General features: G+C 68.4%; 17 protein-coding genes and 1 riboswitch. Of the genes, 16 read left to right on the top strand and 1 reads right to left on the bottom strand.

What is annotated here, in order from left to right; translation table 11 throughout:
• Positions 1-51 precede the first annotated feature (51 nt).
• The 7 genes from Pla175_RS02050 to Pla175_RS02080 all read left to right on the top strand — a co-directional run bounded on the left by Pla175_RS02050 (position 52) and on the right by Pla175_RS02080 (position 7,070).
• On the top strand, positions 52-1,455 hold the full coding sequence (locus Pla175_RS02050) for a PQQ-binding-like beta-propeller repeat protein (protein WP_145280857.1): 1,404 nt from the start codon (positions 52-54) through the stop codon (positions 1,453-1,455).
• Positions 1,456-1,554: 99 nt separating this feature from the next.
• Positions 1,555-2,043, top strand: a complete 489-nt coding sequence (locus Pla175_RS02055) for a GNAT family N-acetyltransferase (protein WP_145280859.1) — start codon at positions 1,555-1,557, stop codon at positions 2,041-2,043.
• A gap of 604 nt (positions 2,044-2,647) precedes the next feature.
• A complete protein-coding gene (locus Pla175_RS02060) occupies positions 2,648-4,438 on the top strand; it encodes a SulP family inorganic anion transporter (protein ID WP_145280861.1) in 1,791 nt (596 codons plus the stop codon).
• A 211-nt stretch (positions 4,439-4,649) separates the two neighbouring features.
• On the top strand, positions 4,650-5,672 hold the full coding sequence (locus Pla175_RS02065; RefSeq protein ID WP_145280863.1) for a sulfite exporter TauE/SafE family protein: 1,023 nt from the start codon (positions 4,650-4,652) through the stop codon (positions 5,670-5,672).
• A gap of 186 nt (positions 5,673-5,858) precedes the next feature.
• Positions 5,859-6,149: a hypothetical protein gene (locus Pla175_RS02070; RefSeq protein ID WP_145280865.1), complete on the top strand. Its 291-nt coding sequence runs from the start codon at positions 5,859-5,861 to the stop codon at positions 6,147-6,149.
• A complete protein-coding gene (locus tag Pla175_RS26950; RefSeq protein ID WP_197527208.1) occupies positions 6,106-6,465 on the top strand; it encodes a type II toxin-antitoxin system RelE/ParE family toxin in 360 nt (119 codons plus the stop codon). The genes Pla175_RS02070 and Pla175_RS26950 overlap by 44 nt, the downstream gene beginning before the upstream one ends.
• A gap of 116 nt (positions 6,466-6,581) precedes the next feature.
• Complete coding sequence (locus tag Pla175_RS02080) at positions 6,582-7,070, top strand: DUF1569 domain-containing protein (protein ID WP_145280868.1); 489 nt, start codon at positions 6,582-6,584, stop codon at positions 7,068-7,070.
• 151 nt (positions 7,071-7,221) lie between these two features.
• Here the strand turns inward: Pla175_RS02080 and Pla175_RS02085 are convergent, their stop codons facing one another.
• Positions 7,222-8,592 (bottom strand): hypothetical protein, encoded by a 1,371-nt coding sequence (locus tag Pla175_RS02085; protein WP_145280870.1) that lies wholly within the window; start codon positions 8,590-8,592, stop codon positions 7,222-7,224.
• Positions 8,593-8,695: 103 nt separating this feature from the next.
• On the opposite strand from Pla175_RS02085, the gene Pla175_RS02090 reads away from it, so the two are divergent.
• The 9 genes from Pla175_RS02090 to Pla175_RS02135 all read left to right on the top strand — a co-directional run bounded on the left by Pla175_RS02090 (position 8,696) and on the right by Pla175_RS02135 (position 15,519).
• Entirely contained in the window at positions 8,696-9,724 is a 1,029-nt protein-coding gene (locus tag Pla175_RS02090; RefSeq protein WP_145280872.1) for a permease, read from the top strand.
• Positions 9,725-9,762: 38 nt separating this feature from the next.
• Positions 9,763-9,999: riboswitch (cobalamin riboswitch) on the top strand.
• A gap of 79 nt (positions 10,000-10,078) precedes the next feature.
• Complete coding sequence (locus Pla175_RS25780) at positions 10,079-10,942, top strand: DUF1559 domain-containing protein (RefSeq protein ID WP_197527210.1); 864 nt, start codon at positions 10,079-10,081, stop codon at positions 10,940-10,942.
• Positions 10,935-11,831, top strand: a complete 897-nt coding sequence (locus Pla175_RS02105) for a PEP-CTERM sorting domain-containing protein (RefSeq protein ID WP_145280874.1) — start codon at positions 10,935-10,937, stop codon at positions 11,829-11,831. Before Pla175_RS25780 ends, Pla175_RS02105 begins: the two co-directional genes overlap by 8 nt.
• Positions 11,828-12,664: a hypothetical protein gene (locus tag Pla175_RS02110; RefSeq protein WP_145280876.1), complete on the top strand. Its 837-nt coding sequence runs from the start codon at positions 11,828-11,830 to the stop codon at positions 12,662-12,664. Before Pla175_RS02105 ends, Pla175_RS02110 begins: the two co-directional genes overlap by 4 nt.
• Positions 12,661-12,945 (top strand): DUF5522 domain-containing protein, encoded by a 285-nt coding sequence (locus Pla175_RS26955; protein ID WP_145280879.1) that lies wholly within the window; start codon positions 12,661-12,663, stop codon positions 12,943-12,945. The genes Pla175_RS02110 and Pla175_RS26955 overlap by 4 nt, the downstream gene beginning before the upstream one ends.
• Before the next feature lie 122 nt (positions 12,946-13,067).
• On the top strand, positions 13,068-14,525 hold the full coding sequence (locus tag Pla175_RS02120) for a hypothetical protein (protein ID WP_231954125.1): 1,458 nt from the start codon (positions 13,068-13,070) through the stop codon (positions 14,523-14,525).
• A gap of 41 nt (positions 14,526-14,566) precedes the next feature.
• The gene (locus Pla175_RS02125) at positions 14,567-14,764 is read left to right on the top strand and encodes a type II toxin-antitoxin system HicA family toxin (RefSeq protein WP_145280881.1); all 198 of its coding nucleotides are present in this window, start codon (positions 14,567-14,569) and stop codon (positions 14,762-14,764) included.
• An 88-nt stretch (positions 14,765-14,852) separates the two neighbouring features.
• Positions 14,853-15,068, top strand: a complete 216-nt coding sequence (locus tag Pla175_RS02130) for a type II toxin-antitoxin system HicB family antitoxin (RefSeq protein WP_197527211.1) — start codon at positions 14,853-14,855, stop codon at positions 15,066-15,068.
• 28 nt (positions 15,069-15,096) lie between these two features.
• Complete coding sequence (locus tag Pla175_RS02135) at positions 15,097-15,519, top strand: hypothetical protein (protein ID WP_231954126.1); 423 nt, start codon at positions 15,097-15,099, stop codon at positions 15,517-15,519.
• Positions 15,520-15,685 lie beyond the last annotated feature (166 nt).

Here is a 15,685-nt window from a genome sequence, read left to right on the forward strand (position 1 = left end):
GCTATAGCAGTCGGTCGCTGCCCCAACCTCGGTCCCAACACGCAACCTGCCATGCCTGCCCGCCTCGGTGGATTGATCCTCGCGCTGGCCGCCGCGCAGCCGGCGTTCACCCAGCAGCCGGCCGATGGACGGGGGGCGTCCGACGCTCCCACGTCTCTGTCGACCCGCGCCACGGGCAGCGACTGGCCAGACTTCCTCGGGCCGCACCGCGACGGCAAGTCGGCCGAGACCGGCCTGGCGCTGGGCTTCTCCGGCGAAGGCCCGCCGATCGTGTGGCGGTGCGACCTGGGGCAGAGCTACGCCGCCCCCACGGTCGCGCTCGGCCGGCTGTTGCACTTCGGCCGGCACGGCGATCAAGCACGGCTCACCTGCCGCAACGCGGAGACGGGCGACGAGCTGTGGACCATCGAACACCCGACCGACTTCACCGACATGCTGGGCTACAACAACGGGCCGCGGGCCTCGCCCGTGGTCGACGGCGGGCGTGCGTACACGATGAGCGCCGACGGCGTGCTGCAGTGCGTCACGCTGGCCGATGGCAAGCTCGTGTGGCGGATCGACACCACCGAGAAGTTTGGCGTGGTGAAGAACTTCTTCGGCGTTGGCGGCACGCCGGTAGTGTGGGGCGAGCTGCTGATCGCAAACATCGGCGGCAGCCCCGCCGGCAGCCCCAGCGACGTGTACGCCGCCAGCGGCCGGGTGGAGGGGAACGGAACGGGGATCGTCGCCTTCAACAAACGCACGGGCGAGGTCGTCTGGCAGGCGACCGACGAGCTCGCCTCGTACTCCAGCCCCATCATCCACCAGCACGCCGGGCAGACCTGGCTCTTGGCGTTGGCGCGGGGCGGGCTGGTTGGTTTGAACCCGGCTGACGGCGCGGTGCGGTTCGAGTTTGCGTGGCGGTCGCGGAAGCTGGAGAGCGTGAACGCCTCGACCCCCGTCGCCGCCGGCGACCGGGTGTTTATCTCCGAGGCCTACGAGCCGGGCGGCGCGGTGCTCAGGCTCACCGACGCTCAGCCGGAGGTTGTCTGGAGCGACGGCGAGCGCCGACGCGACAAGTCGATGGAGCTCCACTGGAACACGCCGGTCTTGCTCGATGGTTACTTGTACGGCTCTAGCGGGCAGCACGCCGGCCAGGCCGAGTTGCGGTGCGTTGAGTTCGCCACGGGGCGTGTGGCGTGGGGCGAGCCGGGGCTGGGCCGCGCGTCGCTGCTGCTGGCCGATGGGAAGTTGATCTGCTTGAGCGAAGACGGCACGCTGCGTCTGCTCAAGGCGACGCCCGACGCGTACACCCAGCTCGCCGAGTGGACGCCACGCAGCGCCGATGGCGAGCCGTTGCTGGGCTACCCCGCGTGGGCGGCGCCCGTGCTCAGTCATGGGTTGTTGTATGTGCGCGGGGCGGACCGGCTGCTGTGTTTGGATGTGAGCGGCGGTCGGACGCTCAAGAATAATTGAAACTTGCAAATCTACGGACGACCACCGCTCGCGCGTCAATTTGCAACTTGCAATCGCTAGTTTGCAACTTGCAATCCTCAGCCAACCACAACCATCGCCATGAACGTCATCACCGCCGACCTCGCCAACGATTCCCATGCCTGGGCGGTGCTCTCGCTCACAGACGCCTACGCACGCGACCCCATGGGCAACGGCCGGCCGCTGGCCGGCGACGTCTGCGAGCGCCTCGGCCCGGCGCTCCGCGAACACCCCACCACCGTGGTGCTGCTGGCGTACGACGGCGATACGCCCGTCGGCATCGCCACCTGCTTCCTCGGCTTCAGCACCTTCGCGGCCCGTCCGCTGCTGAACGTCCACGACCTGTCGGTCCTGCCGTCGCACCGCGGCCAGGGGGTCGGCCGGATGCTGCTCGACGCGGTCGCTGACAAGGCCCGGGGGCTCGGCTGCTGCAAGGTCACGCTCGAAGTGCTCGAAGCAAACCCCGCCCGCCGGATCTACGAAGCAGCCGGATTTCAGCAGGTCTCCTACGGCCAGGGTGCGGGCGGGGCGTTGTTCTTGAGCAAGCCGCTGGACCCGCCGACCCCGTAGCCGCTGCGGACCTGTCTGGCGATCTTCGTCGGCTCGGGAGGGCCGGTTTGTCGGCCAGGGCTTTTTGTCCCTTTTGTCCAGCGTCACGGGGGAATGATTTTCGGACAAAACCCACCCCCGTCGTCGAAACGCGGGGAAAACGACCCTTCGCCGGGCCTCTGGCGTCTCCATGGGGGCCTCCTAACCAGGTTTCACGGGTCCTGAGCGGACACCTCGGGGACAAAAGTAGCGCACTCCTGACGGACGGCGTCGGTCCCAGGCAAGGGGCGCAGCTCTCCCCAGGCCACGAGCAAAGGGGTCGCCAGCGGTTGGGGGAGGGTTTCGGCGCGGCCGTCGTTGATCGCTAAGCGGCAGCAGGCCCATTATCCCACCTGACTTGGGCGCCGCCACGGCGATTCGTAGCCACCCGGGCCGGACCCCTGGCGTGGGCAATGCGGTTCCGGCCGCGTCGGCGCTCTGCTAAGATGAAACCCCCACGTTCCCCCCGCCCTCGCGTCTGCGCGGCGTTTCCCCCTGCCGCGCAGCCCCCGTAAATCACCTGGCCGCGCCTTGCTGGGCGTCGCCCGTCCGGCTGATTCCCCGCCCAAGCCACAGAGATCCCCCCGTGCTCAACCTGTTCCGCCTGCAAGAACGCAACGTCAAGAACGACGTCCTCTCGGGCCTCACCGTCGCCCTGGCGCTCGTGCCCGAAGCGGTCGCCTTCGCGTTCGTCGCCGGGGTCTCGCCCATCATCGGGCTTTACTCTGCGTTCTTCATCGGGCTGCTGGCCTCGATCTTTGGGGGTCGTCCCGGAATGATCTCGGGCGCCACCGGCGCCATGGCGGTGGTGGTGGTGTCGCTGGTGGGGGTGCACGGCATCGAGTACTTGTTCCCCGCGGTCATGCTGTGCGGGGTGCTGCAGGTGCTGGCCGGGTTCGGGAAGCTGGGGATGCTGATCCGCATGGTCCCCCACTCGGTAGTGCTGGGCTTCGTGAACGGGCTGGCGATCGTGATCTTCATGGCGCAGTTCGGCAGCTTCCAAACTATCAACGGCTTGGGCCGGCTCAGCTACATCCAGGGCCCCGCGCTGTGGATCATGGCCGGGCTCACCGCGCTCACGATGGCCATCATCTGGCTGCTCCCCAAACTCACCCGCGCCGTGCCGGCGTCGCTGGCCGCCATCTTGGTGGTGACGGGGTTGTCGGTCGCCCTCAACCACTCTCTCGACCCGGGCCTAGCGGCAGAGAACCAGCCGCGCGTGGTGCTGACCGTCGGAGACATGCTGTTGACCAACGCCAAGGCCCAAGCCGCCGACGAGGCGCTCACCGCAGCCCAAGCGGTTCCAGCCGGCACGACGCTCGCTGCATCGCGTGGGCCGGCCGGTCACGCCCACGCCGCGGCGCCGACGCCCGACACCCCCGAGGCGCGGGCCGCTGTGGCGCAAGCCATCGACGGCGTCACGCCCGACTCGGTCGGCCTGAGCGCCGGGCTGCCGATGCCGTTCTTCTTGGAGTACGCCTTCCCGCCGCTCACGCTCGCCACGCTGTGGATCATCCTTCCCTACGCGCTCACCCTCGCGGCGGTCGGGCTGATCGAGAGCCTGATGACCCTCGCCCTGGTCGATGAGATCACCGAGACCCGCGGCCAGGGGAACCGCGAGTGCGTCGGCCAAGGGATCGCCAACATGGTCTGCGGCCTGTTCGGCGGCATGGGGGGCTGCGCCATGATCGGCCAGTCGCTGATCAACGTGAACTCCGGAGGCCGTGGCCGGCTGTCCGGCATCGTGGCCGCCGTGTGCTTGCTGATGTTCGTGCTGTTCCTGGCGCCGTGGATCGAGATGATCCCGATGGCGGCGCTGGTGGGCGTGATGTTTATGGTGGTGATCGGCACGTTCGAGTGGGCGTCGCTGCGGATGGCCCGCAAGATCCCCATGGCCGACTACTTTGTGATGGTGCTGGTGGCCGGCTACACGGCCGTGATGCACGACCTGGCGACCGCCGTGGTGCTGGGGGTGGTCGCCTCGGCGCTGGTGTTCGCGTGGCAGCACGCCAAACACATCGGGGCCGACATCAAACACAACGAGTTCGGCAGCAAGATCTACCAGCTCCACGGCCCGTTGTTCTTCGCCTCGACCGCGTCGTTCAAGGACCTGTTCGACCCCAAGAACGACCCCGAAGACGTGGTGATCGACTTCTACTACACCCGCGTGTACGACCAGTCGGGACTCGAGGCGATTAGCGCCCTGGCCGACAAGTACGAGGCGCAGGGCAAGCGGCTGCACCTGACGCACCTCAGCCCCGAGTGCCGCCGGCTATTGAACCGCGCGGGCGACCTGGTAGAGGTGAACCTCTCCGAAGACCCGCAGTACCACGTAGCCACCGACCGGATCGAGCCGCTGCTAAGCCTGAAGGCCTAAACGTAGGCCGGAACAAGTCCGCCAAAGGCGGACGCAGTTCCGGCGATCGGCGGGTTCGTGGTTCGGGACGCCAGGGCGTTCTCCGCCCCGTGCCGGAACTGCGACTCGCTGTGCTCGCCTTGTTCCGGCCTACGGATATGGCTCGGGTGATTCTTCTGATTAGAATCGCGTGGTAGTCCCCGAACCGCCCCCATAGTTTCTGTGCTTCTGTATGACTCGATTCATGCGCTTGTGGCCCTGGCTGTTGTGGCTGGCGGCGTTCTACGCGGTTTGGCTCTACTTGGTCTTTGGCCAGGGACGCTGGGCCGACGTCACCGAGCACTGGCCCATCGCGTTGGCGATGGCGCTGGGGAGCTACGTGGCGGGCTCGACCCCGATGGGTGGCGGCACGGTTGGGTTCCCGATCTTGGTGCTGCTGTTCGACCTGCCGGCCAAGCTGGGACGCGACTTTAGTTTCGCGGTGCAGTCGATCGGCATGGTGAGCGCCGCTTTTTTCATCCTCTCGCGGCGCCAGACGCTGGCGTGGGGGGCGCTACGCGGCGCGATGCTGGGCTCGCTCATCGGGACCCCTGTCGGGATGTACTGGATTGCGCCGCTGATCCCCGGGCTGTGGATCAAGGTGCTGTTCGCGGTAGTGTGGGCCAGCTTCGGCCTATTGCACCTGTACCGCATCAACGAGATCGCGGGCCGCCACGGCCACGCCACCCGCATTAGCGACGGCGGGTTCGGCATGGGCCTGATCGTCGGCCTGGCGTCGGGCGCCACCGTCGCCGCGGTCACCGGCGTGGGGATCGACATGGTGCTGTACGGCGCGCTGGTGCTGCTGCTGCACACCGACCTGAAGATCGCCATCCCGACGTCGGTCGTGATCATGGCGTTCGTTTCGGTGCTGGGGATCACGATCAAGGCCGCCACGGGAACCGTCACCCCCGGGGTGTACGAGAACTGGCTCGCGGCCGCGCCGGTGGTGGCGCTGGGCGCCCCGCTGGGGGCGCTGGTGGTCGACCTGATCGGCCGCAAGCCGACGCTGCTGTTCGTGTCGGTGCTGTGCGTAGGGCAGTTCGTGTGGACCTGTTTCCACGAACGCGCCACGCTGGGCGTGACGGGGGTGGCGGCGTCGATGGCGGGGGTGGTGGTGTGCCTGCTTGGCTTTGAGGCGCTGCGGGCGTGGGGGAACCGGCTGGTGGAAAGGCGCGGGGCGGCGGAGCCGGCGTTGGCGATGGAGCAAGCGTGAGCGGGGGACGCAGGTTGTAGGTCGGGTGGTTCGCCAAGCGGCAACCTATCGAAGGTCTCGAAGCGTCCCCGCCGGACAGGCGCCCTACGAACTACGATCTCCATTTCCTTATTCGACTTGACGCCTGACAGGCCCGTACCGAAAATCAGGCTGGGCGTTCTCGAACGATTCTCTCCCGAGCAACCCATGCAGATCACTCTACCGGACGAAACGGCCCTCGTCGTTCAACGTAAGGCGGCCGCTGCCGGGTTTGCGGGGCGCGTCGACGCCTACGTTGCGCACCTGATCGCGATCGATGAGAACGAGGACTACGGCGCCCCGGCCGAGGCTTCGGTGGCGGGAAAGAATCGAGACGTTGTCGAGGCATTGGTAACGGCCGGCGTCGAGAGCGGGCCCGCCACCCCGATGACGGATGCCGATTGGAAGGTGCTTCATGCCCGCATTGATCAGCTCGATCAAGCCAACTCGCCGAAATAGGTTGGCAGTGGGTGCGATCGCTCTCAAATCGCCTGCCGCACTTCGCGACTTAGAGAGAATCTCTGGGTACCTTTGCGAACAGAAACTCGATGTCGCTCACCGTTTCTTGGATGCCGCGGAAAGCGCTTTTTCTCTCTTGGCGTCTAATCCACTGCTTGGGGAACCCTTCGCTCACCCCCGCTATTCTGATCTGCGGTTTCGGACGCTCCGACCACCGTTTCGCAACTACGTCCTTTTCTATCGGCCAAGTGCGGAAGGGGTTGAGATTGTCCGTCTGTTGCACGGGGCTCGGGACTTGCCGATTGTGCTGGAGTAGTTGCTAGGTGAATCCGGGCTAGAGGCGCCCCGCCGGATGGGGGACCGCGAACGTGCGGATCGCCCAAAGTAGGATCTGGTTGATCGTTGCGGCGAACTCAGAGAGAATCTCGCACCATGATCAACACCAAGAAAGTCCCCAACCGCCGCAAGCTGCGATTCAGTTCCATCGACGAAGCCCTGGCCGACGCCAAGCGGCTAGTGGGCGCCGAAGCGGATGGCACGCTCGCGGCGCTGGGCAACTGGTCGTTGGGGCAGGCGCTGGCGCACCTGGCGTACTGGGCCGAGCGCCCCTTTGACGGCTACCCCGAGCTGCGGCCGATGCCTTGGGTGCTGCGGAAGATCGTGAAGCTGATGAAGGGGCGGTTCTTGAGCCAAGGGTTGCCTGCCGGGTCGAACATCCCCGGCGTCCCGGGGGGGACCCTGGGCGCCGACCCGATGCCCGCCGGCGAGGCGCTCCAGCGGCTCGACCGCGCTCTCGCTCGCCTGCGAGAAAACTGCCCGCAGTGCCTGAACCCGCTGTTCGGTGAGATGACGCACGACGAGTGGATCGCCTTCAACCTGCGGCACGCCGAGCTGCACCTGGGCTTCTTTCGAGTGGATTGAGGGGCGGGAACGACGCCCGCCAACGCCCGATGGAGCCGGAAGCGTGAGCGCCCGGAGGCCCAACGTGTCGCGCGCAAGAACCTCCGGGCGCTGACGCTTCCGGCTTCAAGGGGTGTTTGCAGCTTAGCGCGATTGGTTTGTTCGGGTTGGTCTACTCCGCGAGCCTCCACCCCAGCCGCCCCAACAGCCGCGCGTAGACAAGCGCGAGCCACGCCAACAGCGGGCCGAGCGGGATCGCTACGAGCGGACCCAACGCGATCAGCGCCGCAAACCCTCCCGCGGCCGCGGCGCCGATCAGCAGCGACTGCAAGTAGAACAGCAGCGTGGTGACGGCGTGCGCGGCCATCGCCCGCGGGATGCTTGGCAAGAAGAGCGCCCACGCGCTCGACGCGGCGAGCTGCGACAGCACGATCACCGGCAGCGCGAGCGCGGCGCCGATCAGCACCACTGCCGTACGGACGATCGGGTCGTCTGGGCACGCCAGCGACGCCAGCGCGCCGGGGATGCCCGCGGCCAGGCAGGCCGTGACGACGCAGACGGTTTCGCCCAACCACTCGGGCGGGTTGGGGGAGACGGCGCCGTAGAGCTCGCGGTTCCCCTCACTCGACTCGGCGACGATCATCAGCAGCAGGCAGCAGAGGTAGCCGAGCGTGAGCGCGCCGATCATCACGACGCCGACGCCCAGGCAGACCCCAAAGACCGCATTGGCGGCGATCTCTACCTCGCCCCCGCCCACCCCATCGAGCAAGACCACCGCCACCGCTCCCAGCCCGAGCGTCACGGCGAGCGACGTAGACAGCGCGACCCAGCGGACGAACATGGCGCGGTTGAAGAACGAGAACACGCCGGTGAGCAGCGGCTGACGCGGCATCGGCGGGCAGACGACCGACGCGTGCTTCTCGACCGCCACCCGCTGGGCGCCCTCGGCGAGGTACTGCTCGGCCAGGCGGCGCTGCTCGGCTTGGTCGTGGGCGTCTTCGACTTCGAGCTCGAAGTCGGGCCCCTCGTCCGGCGCAGGCGCCAGCGGCTTGGCGACGGGGGGACGCACCAGGTTCGAGACGCCGCAGTCGCCGCAGACCAGTTCTTGCCCCACTTGCTCCGGCGTGGCGTACAGCAGCGACTGGCAGCTCGTGCAGACCACGGCCAGGCGTTTGGGCTGGGCGGCCACTAGCTCGGCGGCCCAGGGCTGACGTTCTTCGGTCCACACCTGGTAGCCGTCGGTGGCGTCGAGCGCGGCGGGGCGCGCCGGCTTGGCGACCGGCTTCGGGGGCTGGATTACCGTGAGCGTGCCGCAGTCGGGGCACTTGATCTTGCGCCCGACGTGCCTAGCGTCCGCGTACATCCGCGTGTCGCAGAGCCGGCAGTTGACGCCGATCTGGGTGCTGGGGGCGAGCCGGCGGGGCGGGGGGGTGACGGAGATCTGTCCGCCGCATTTGGGGCAGGGCGCCGATTGGCCGACCATCGACGCGGGCGCCTGTCCCCTTGCGCCACAGGCCAGGCAGCGGACGGGGACGGTGGGCATGGCGCAGGGCGTGTCACGCGGCGGTTAATCGAGGGAGCCGGCACGGCGCGGTCCGCCTAGAATACAGGAGCAACCGCCGCCGCCTATTCGTCTGTAAAAATCTATGTTAACCGCTGAGCTCCTCCGGAACACTTGCGCCGTGCTGTTAGAACTGGCGCCTTGGCTGCTGCTGGGCGCGCTCGCGGCGGGGCTTCTGCACGTGGCGCTTCCCGAGGGGTGGCTCCGCCGGCAACTGCAGGGGCGCGCCGGCGTGGTGCGGGCGGTGGCGATCGGCGTGCCCCTGCCGCTGTGCTCGTGCGGGGTGATCCCGGTGGCGCTGGGCGCCCGCCGCGCGGGGGCGAGCGACGGCGCCACGGTGGGCTTCTTGGTGAGCACGCCCCAGACGGGGGTCGATTCGGTCTTGGTGGCGGCGTCGTTGCTGGGCTGGCCGCTGGCGTTGTTCAAGGTGGCGGCGGCGCTGGTGCTGGGGCTGATCGGGGGTTGGGCCACCGACGCGACGGCGCCCGCGCGCGGGATGACGTTGCCGATCCTCGAGTCGACGCCGGTGGACCCGCGCGGTTGGCCCGTTCGGCTGCTGGCGCACGCGCTGGACATGCTGCGCTCCATCTGGCGGTGGGTGGCGGCCGGGGTGCTGGCGTCTGCGTTGATCACCACGCTGGCGCCCAGCGATTCGCTCGGGGTGCTGAGCGGCTACGGCGGCATCGGCGCGATGCTCATCGTGCTGCTGATCGCGACGCCGCTGTACGTGTGCGCCACGGCCAGCGTGCCCATCGCGGCGTCGCTGGTGGCCGCCGGTCTGCCCACCGGCGCCGCGCTGGTGTTCTTGATGGCGGGGCCGGCGACGAACGTCGCCACGATCGGCGCGGTCTACCGGGTGCTGGGGCGGAGCGCGCTGGTCGTCTACCTCGCGGTGACCATCCTGGGCAGCCTCGCCGCGGGGCTGCTGTTCGAACGCCTAGCGGCCATCGCCCCCCCGGTCTCGGCGGCCGGCCACGTGCATGGCGGGGCGAACGGGTGGTCGATCACGAGCGCCGTGGCGCTGACGGCGCTCTTCGCGTGGTTCGCAATCGACGAGCTGCGGGCCTGGCTGGGGAGCTCGGCGCCCAGCGACAAGCACGCCACGTGCGACTAGCGGCTCGCCATCCGCTTTACAGAGCCTGGGGGGACTGCTAGTTTGGCTTCCGCGTTGGTGGTCGGCCGCGTCGTCTGGGCGCGTCCGACAAACAGGGAATCCGGTGCAATTCCGGGACGGCCCCGCCGCTGTAACCGAGCGTCAATCGACAGGCACGTCGCGCCACCTTGTGGTTCGGCCATTGTTGAGGCTGATTCGCAGAATCAGCCCCGATGAGAAGGCCCGCCCGTCGAGTGCTCGGGAGTCAGAAGACCTACCATCGCTGCGGATGCGGAAGAGCCTGCGAGGGACAGGCGCCGCGGCCCCGATGCGCGCTGCCAATAGCCACACAGCGCCGAAGCGAACAAGAGTCCCATGAACGCCCCTTGGGCGCCGGCCCGTGCACCGCTGCGCGGCTTCACGCTGGTGGAGCTGCTGGTTGTGCTGGCGGTTATCGGCGTGTTGGTCGGCCTGCTGCTGCCCGCGGTGCAAAACGCACGCGAGTCGGCCCGCCGCGCGCAGTGCCAGAACAATTTGAAGCAGCTCGCCCTGGGGTTATGCGTGTGTGAGCAGCAGGGCGGCGCCTTCCCCGTTGGTTGCCTCGGCAGCGTACGCTCGCCCGACAAGCGGCTGATCGCGTGGAGCGTGCCGCTGCTGGCGGCGATCGAGCAAGGGCCTCTGCTCGACCGGTTCGACTTCGAGCTCCCCTCGTACGACGCGCACAATCTGCCGGTCGCCAGAACGCTGATCCCGCAGTACCTCTGCCCCAGCCAAGCCGACGGCCCCCAGCACAGCGAGTCCGCCCCCTGGAAGCAGGCCGCGTTCACCGACTACAGCGGCCTGTACGGCGTCGAAGGCGCCGGCCGCAACGCGACCGACTTGCCAACCGACCCCGCGACGGCTTGGAAGCAGCAAACGCTCAACCCCCAGTCGCTCGGTGTGATGTTGTACGAGACCGCGACCCGACCGCGCGAGGTGACCGACGGCCTGTCGAAGACCGCGTGCGTCGGCGAGGCGGGCCTACGCCGCCAGCAGCAGATGGAGTGGGTGAACGGCATGAATCTGTTCGCCCAGGAGCAATCCAATCCCATCGGCGGCGTCGGGCTAGGGAACGAGCTGGGGAGCCCCCACACCAGCGGCGCCGGCCTAGCGTTTTGCGATGGGCATGTGTCGTTCGTATCGGACGACGTCGAACAAACCGTGCTAACCGCGATGCTCACCCGGGCGGGCCATGAATAGATGGGTTCACATAGCCCTGCTCTTGCTGTGCGTCGCGCAGCCGCTGCGGGCCTCGTCGTTCGGCTTCGACGACATCGACTTTTGGGTCGGTGAAGGGGCGAACCGCGCCGCGCTGGTGATCGACTGGCGCGCGGAGGGCGCCGAGCCGCTGGCATGGGGCTTCCGCTGGGACGGCGTCGCCACCGGGCGCGACCTGTTGTTGGGCGTCGTGGCCGCCGACCCACGGTTGTTCGTCAAGCTGGGGGGCGCCGTCGACGCGCCGACGCTGCTGTTCGGCGTTGGGTACGACACGGACAACGACGGCGCGTTTGCGCTGCAAGACGAGACTGCGTTCGATGAGCGCGGCGTCGGTTTCGGGCCGGCGCCCTTCCTCACCACCACGTCCGCCGAGGGCGCCGACCGCTACCAGGAGGGGTGGGACAAAGGCTACTGGCGTTACGCCACGGCCGCGGCCGACCCCTACGACGACGGCGCCTGGCAAGAGTCGCACATCGGCATGGGCTCGCGCACGCTCAGCGACGGCGGCTGGGACGGGTGGGTGTTCGAGTCGCCGATTAGCTACACGTTGCAACCAAACCCGCCGACCGCCGCGCCGGCGCCGCTGCTGCCCGGCGACTACAACCGCGACGGCGCCCTCGACGCCGCCGACTACACCGTGTGGCGCGACGCGCTGGGCCAGAGCGTCGCTACGCCCGGCGCCGGCGCGGACGGCGACCACAGCGGCGTGGTCGACATCCACGACTACGCGGTTTGGCGCGGCGCCTTGGCGCCGCCATCGGCCCCCGCCGGAGGGGCCGTGCCCGAGCCCTCGTCGCTCGGGCTGCTGTTGATCTTGTTCGCCGCCTGGCGACTCCGCTGCTTCAACACCCTAGAGAGATGCACCTCATGACCCGATGCTTCTACTTGCTCGTCGTGCTCGCGGTTCCCGCCTGCTGCTCCGCCGCGGGTTTCGCCCAAGCCGTGGTCGACTACGCCCCCGGCGTCGCGCCGGCGCGCAACTTTCCAGACGACCTGCCGTACACGCAGCCGAACGCCGCGATTGGCTGGCCCGAGCGGGTCACCGCGGACGGAACCAACTTCGAGGGGGTCGTCTCTCCCTTCAACCCACCGGCCGGGCTCGACGAGATCGTCTCGATCGGCGAAGGAGGCTTCGTCACGCTGCGGCTCTCCAACTACGCCGTGCCGGTCGACGGGCCCGAGCTTGGCTTCTTCACCAACGCAGGACTCGGCGATCAAGACTACCCCGCCGGCTTGGCCGCGACCGATCTTTCGCAACCGTTCACCACGTTCGGCATCGACTCGGCGATGGTGGAAGTCAGCGAAGATGGCGCCGCGTGGGTGAGCCTGGGGGTTCAAGTGTTCGACATCCCCGCCAACCCGTTCCTCGACCTTGCCAGCCCATTCAGCGCGACGCCGGGCGCGGTGCTCGCCGATCCCGGCCTCCCCTTCGATGGCGCGCTCTCAAGCTTCGCCGGCAAGAACTACGCCGAGATCAAGACGCTGCTGGGCGGTTCGGCCGGCGGGACGTGGCTCGATATCTCGGGCGCCGGCCTGCCGCGCGTCGGCTACGTGCGGCTGAGCGTTCCCACCGGGGGCGGTAGCTTCGAGCTCGACGCCGTGAGCGTGGCGACCGCCGCCCTGGGGGCGCCGGTCCCAGAGCCCGGCGCATTGGCGCTTGCCGTGGCTGCCGCCGGTTGCCTAGCGGCGGTCCGCCGCAGATGAGCGCCGCAGAGTCGGCGGATTGGTATTTGGAGCGGGGCCGCGTGGTGTTTACCGCCGCGTACCACCTGCGCCGCGGGAGCTGCTGCGGCAGCGGCTGCCGGCACTGCCCGTACGGGGGCGGGGCGGCGAGCGTGGGGGAGTCTGTCGGTCGTGAGGAATGGGGGAAAGTTGCCCCCGGTCCTCCGGCCCCTGACGCCGACGGCGCGCCCCCTGCCAATGGCGAGCCGTCGGCGTCAGCCGCCGGAGCAGCCCCGCCAAAGGCCCCCAACCGTACTTTCTAACCGCCCGCACTCCCCCCGCGGGTTGAAATCGCCCCGGCATCCCCTATTCTGCATGGCATGCGGGCGCCCGGCGATCGACCGCGGCGCCATCCGTGCCCGGCAGGGCTGCCCGGCCCTAGGCGATGAGCGAGATCCTCTTCCACTACGAGCGGGTCAACCCCACCACCTGGGCCTACCTGTCCAGCCTGCTGACCCTTGCGCTGTTCTTCAAGTTCAACCGCTTGCTGAGCGTCCGCAACCTCGACCTGCTGCTGCTGATCCTGCTCGCCCCGGCGATGATCTGCATCAAGTGGGGGCTCGACCACCCCGCGAGCGTGGCGGGCGCCATCGGGCCGGCCGGCCCCGACGCGGTCTCGCCGCAGCGGGTCGAAGAGCTCGGCTACCTCTGGCTGTTCGGCATCAACACGCTGCTGCTGGTGCGGATGCTGGCAGACACGATGATGGTCCGCCGACCGCTGCTGGAGCCCAACCTCACGGCCGGGGGGCTGTCGTTCCTCACCGTATCGCTGCTGCTGTTCTTGGCCGCCAACGTGGTGACCGGCACGCCGGAGCAGGCCGACCTGTACGCGGTCCGCCGCGCGGACCACCTGGCCAAGCGCGAGGCGTCCGAGCTTGAGCTCAGCTCGTTGGAGACGCACGGCCCCGGCTTCCCGGTAGTGTTCCAGTTCCCCCACATCGTCACCCAGCGGTTGCTCTCGCCGGAGCGGAAGGGCGCCGCCGACGCCGAAGCGCCGACCCCTAGCGGCACCCCCGACCCCTCGATTAGCGACCAGCCGTTCCCACCCAGCGAGGGCGACCCCACGGCCCCGCGGTTTTCCTCCGCGGAGGAGATTACCGCCAAGGCGACCGCCATCGTCTGCCAGGCGATGATCGTGCTGGGGATCTTGCTGGTCGCCTCGTGGCACTTCGACAACCCCACGGCCGGCATCGCCGCGGCCACGCTCTACTTGATGCTCCCCTACACCGCGATGTGGACCGGCAGCACCACGCACGCCCTGCCGGGCGCCCTGCTGGTGTGGGCCATCCTGTTTTACCGACGCCCGTTTGTCGCCGGGCTGCTAATCGGCCTGGCGTGCGGCACGCTCTACTACCCGTTGTTCTTGCTGCCGCTGTGGATCACCTTCTACTGGCGCCGCGGCGCCGGGCGGTTTGTGGCCGGCGGGCTGTGCGTGCTGCCGGTGCTGATCCTGGTGCTGGTGTTCACCTCCACCGACACGGCGATGTTCTTCGCCCAGCTCCGCCAAACCTTCGGCGTGCGGCTGCCGAGGATCGAGCAGGTCGACGGCATCTGGCAGTTCTGGAGCCCCGAGTACCGCCTGCCGATCTTGGCGTTCCACATCGGCCTGTCGCTCAGCTTCATCCTCTGGCCGGCGCAGAAGAACCTAGCGACGCTGCTCAGCGCATCGGCCGCCCTGATGCTGGGCGCCCAGTTCTGGCACGCCCACTCGGGGGGCCTAGCCCTCGGCTGGTACATGCCCGCGCTGCTGCTGACGGTCTTCCGCCCGAACCTAGAAGACCGCGTGGCGCTGGACGTGGTGCTGCCGGTGAAGTGGAAGGCGCCGTGGCGCGCGGCGGCATAGTCCTACGCGGTGCATGGCGGGGCGATTTGAGGCAACTTGCTATGGGGAAAATCGCAAAGGTCCTCGACGCGGTTTTGCGCGGAAGTTCCGATAGCAACATCCGCTTTGCGGATTTATGCGCTCTGCTGCTGCACCTGGGTTTCCAAGAGCGAATTCGGGGCGATCATCACATCTTCACCCGCCACGGCGTGGAACAGTTCGTTAATATCCAGCCACGCGCGGGCAAGGCGAAGCCGTAGCAAGTAAAACAGATACGAGGGGTGATCGCGTCGAATGGACTGGCGCCGGGCGACAATGAATCAGAACCAATCTCCGAGGGTAGCGACGGTGACTGATGCAAAATATGAGATCATCCTGTATTGGAGCAAGGACGACGAGATGTTCGTCGCCGAAGTGCCAGAACTACCCGGCTGCATGGCAGACGGCGCCAGCTATCAAGAGGCGGTCGCCAACGCCGAGCTTGTCATTAGCGAGTGGATCGAGACCGCCCGAGAACTAGGGCGGCCGATTCCTGCACCGCGTGGGCGGTTGATGTTCGCCTAGCAAGGCGTGGAAAGTCGGACCTCCTCCTATGCGACCCATCCAGCCGCTGCTGTACCTCTGGGCGGCGCCCGCGACGCTGATCGGCCTGTCGTTGATCCCGATCGCGCTCGTCCAAGGGGGAGCGGTCCGCGTGGTCCGCGGCGTGGTCGAGGCCCACGGCGGGGTCATCACCAAGCTGCTCAAGAGGGGCCTGCCGTGGATCGGCAGCGGCGGCGCCGCCGCGATGACCCTCGGCCATGTGGTGTGGGGGTGCGACGCCGATTGCCTGGAGTGGAGCCGCGACCACGAACGGGTCCACGTCCGCCAGTACGAACGCTGGGGGCCGCTGTTCATCCCGCTGTACCTGGCCGCCTCCGTGGCGGCGGGGCGGCGCGGGCTCGATCCCTACCTAGACAACCCGTTCGAACGCGAGGCGTTCGAAGAAACGGACGGGGACCCTCGTTCGGCGTAAGGCCCGGAGGGGCGGCGGCGTATAGCCGGGGGCGCGAGCCCCCGGAAAGCGCGCGCCAATAAGACAAAGCCCCGGAGGGGCGACGGCGCGTCGGATCGTCGATTCGCCGTCGCCACCGGCGGCGGCTCGAACTACGCCCGCCACTGCGTGGCAAAGGCCTGGGGGC

The sequence above is a fragment of the Pirellulimonas nuda genome (assembly GCF_007750855.1).
GTDB lineage: Bacteria > Planctomycetota > Planctomycetia > Pirellulales > Lacipirellulaceae > Pirellulimonas > Pirellulimonas nuda.

Excerpts from the sequence above, each read along its gene's own strand:
- Pla175_RS25780 (WP_197527210.1), top strand. The coding sequence starts at position 10,079 with ATGAACGCCCCTTGGGCGCCGGCCCGTGCACCGCTGCGCGGCTTCACG.
- Pla175_RS02050 (WP_145280857.1), top strand. The coding sequence starts at position 52 with ATGCCTGCCCGCCTCGGTGGATTGATCCTCGCGCTGGCCGCCGCGCAG.
- Pla175_RS02065 (WP_145280863.1), top strand. The coding sequence starts at position 4,650 with ATGACTCGATTCATGCGCTTGTGGCCCTGGCTGTTGTGGCTGGCGGCG.
- Pla175_RS02110 (WP_145280876.1), top strand. The coding sequence starts at position 11,828 with ATGACCCGATGCTTCTACTTGCTCGTCGTGCTCGCGGTTCCCGCCTGC.
- Pla175_RS02070 (WP_145280865.1), top strand. The coding sequence starts at position 5,859 with ATGCAGATCACTCTACCGGACGAAACGGCCCTCGTCGTTCAACGTAAG.
- Pla175_RS02135 (WP_231954126.1), top strand. The coding sequence starts at position 15,097 with ATGCGACCCATCCAGCCGCTGCTGTACCTCTGGGCGGCGCCCGCGACG.
- Pla175_RS02080 (WP_145280868.1), top strand. The coding sequence starts at position 6,582 with ATGATCAACACCAAGAAAGTCCCCAACCGCCGCAAGCTGCGATTCAGT.
- Pla175_RS02125 (WP_145280881.1), top strand. The coding sequence starts at position 14,567 with ATGGGGAAAATCGCAAAGGTCCTCGACGCGGTTTTGCGCGGAAGTTCC.
- Pla175_RS26955 (WP_145280879.1), top strand. The coding sequence starts at position 12,661 with ATGAGCGCCGCAGAGTCGGCGGATTGGTATTTGGAGCGGGGCCGCGTG.
- Pla175_RS02105 (WP_145280874.1), top strand. The coding sequence starts at position 10,935 with ATGAATAGATGGGTTCACATAGCCCTGCTCTTGCTGTGCGTCGCGCAG.
- Pla175_RS26950 (WP_197527208.1), top strand. The coding sequence starts at position 6,106 with ATGCCCGCATTGATCAGCTCGATCAAGCCAACTCGCCGAAATAGGTTG.
- Pla175_RS02090 (WP_145280872.1), top strand. The coding sequence starts at position 8,696 with ATGTTAACCGCTGAGCTCCTCCGGAACACTTGCGCCGTGCTGTTAGAA.
- Pla175_RS02085 (WP_145280870.1), bottom strand. The coding sequence starts at position 8,592 with ATGCCCACCGTCCCCGTCCGCTGCCTGGCCTGTGGCGCAAGGGGACAG.
- Pla175_RS02120 (WP_231954125.1), top strand. The coding sequence starts at position 13,068 with ATGAGCGAGATCCTCTTCCACTACGAGCGGGTCAACCCCACCACCTGG.
- Pla175_RS02055 (WP_145280859.1), top strand. The coding sequence starts at position 1,555 with ATGAACGTCATCACCGCCGACCTCGCCAACGATTCCCATGCCTGGGCG.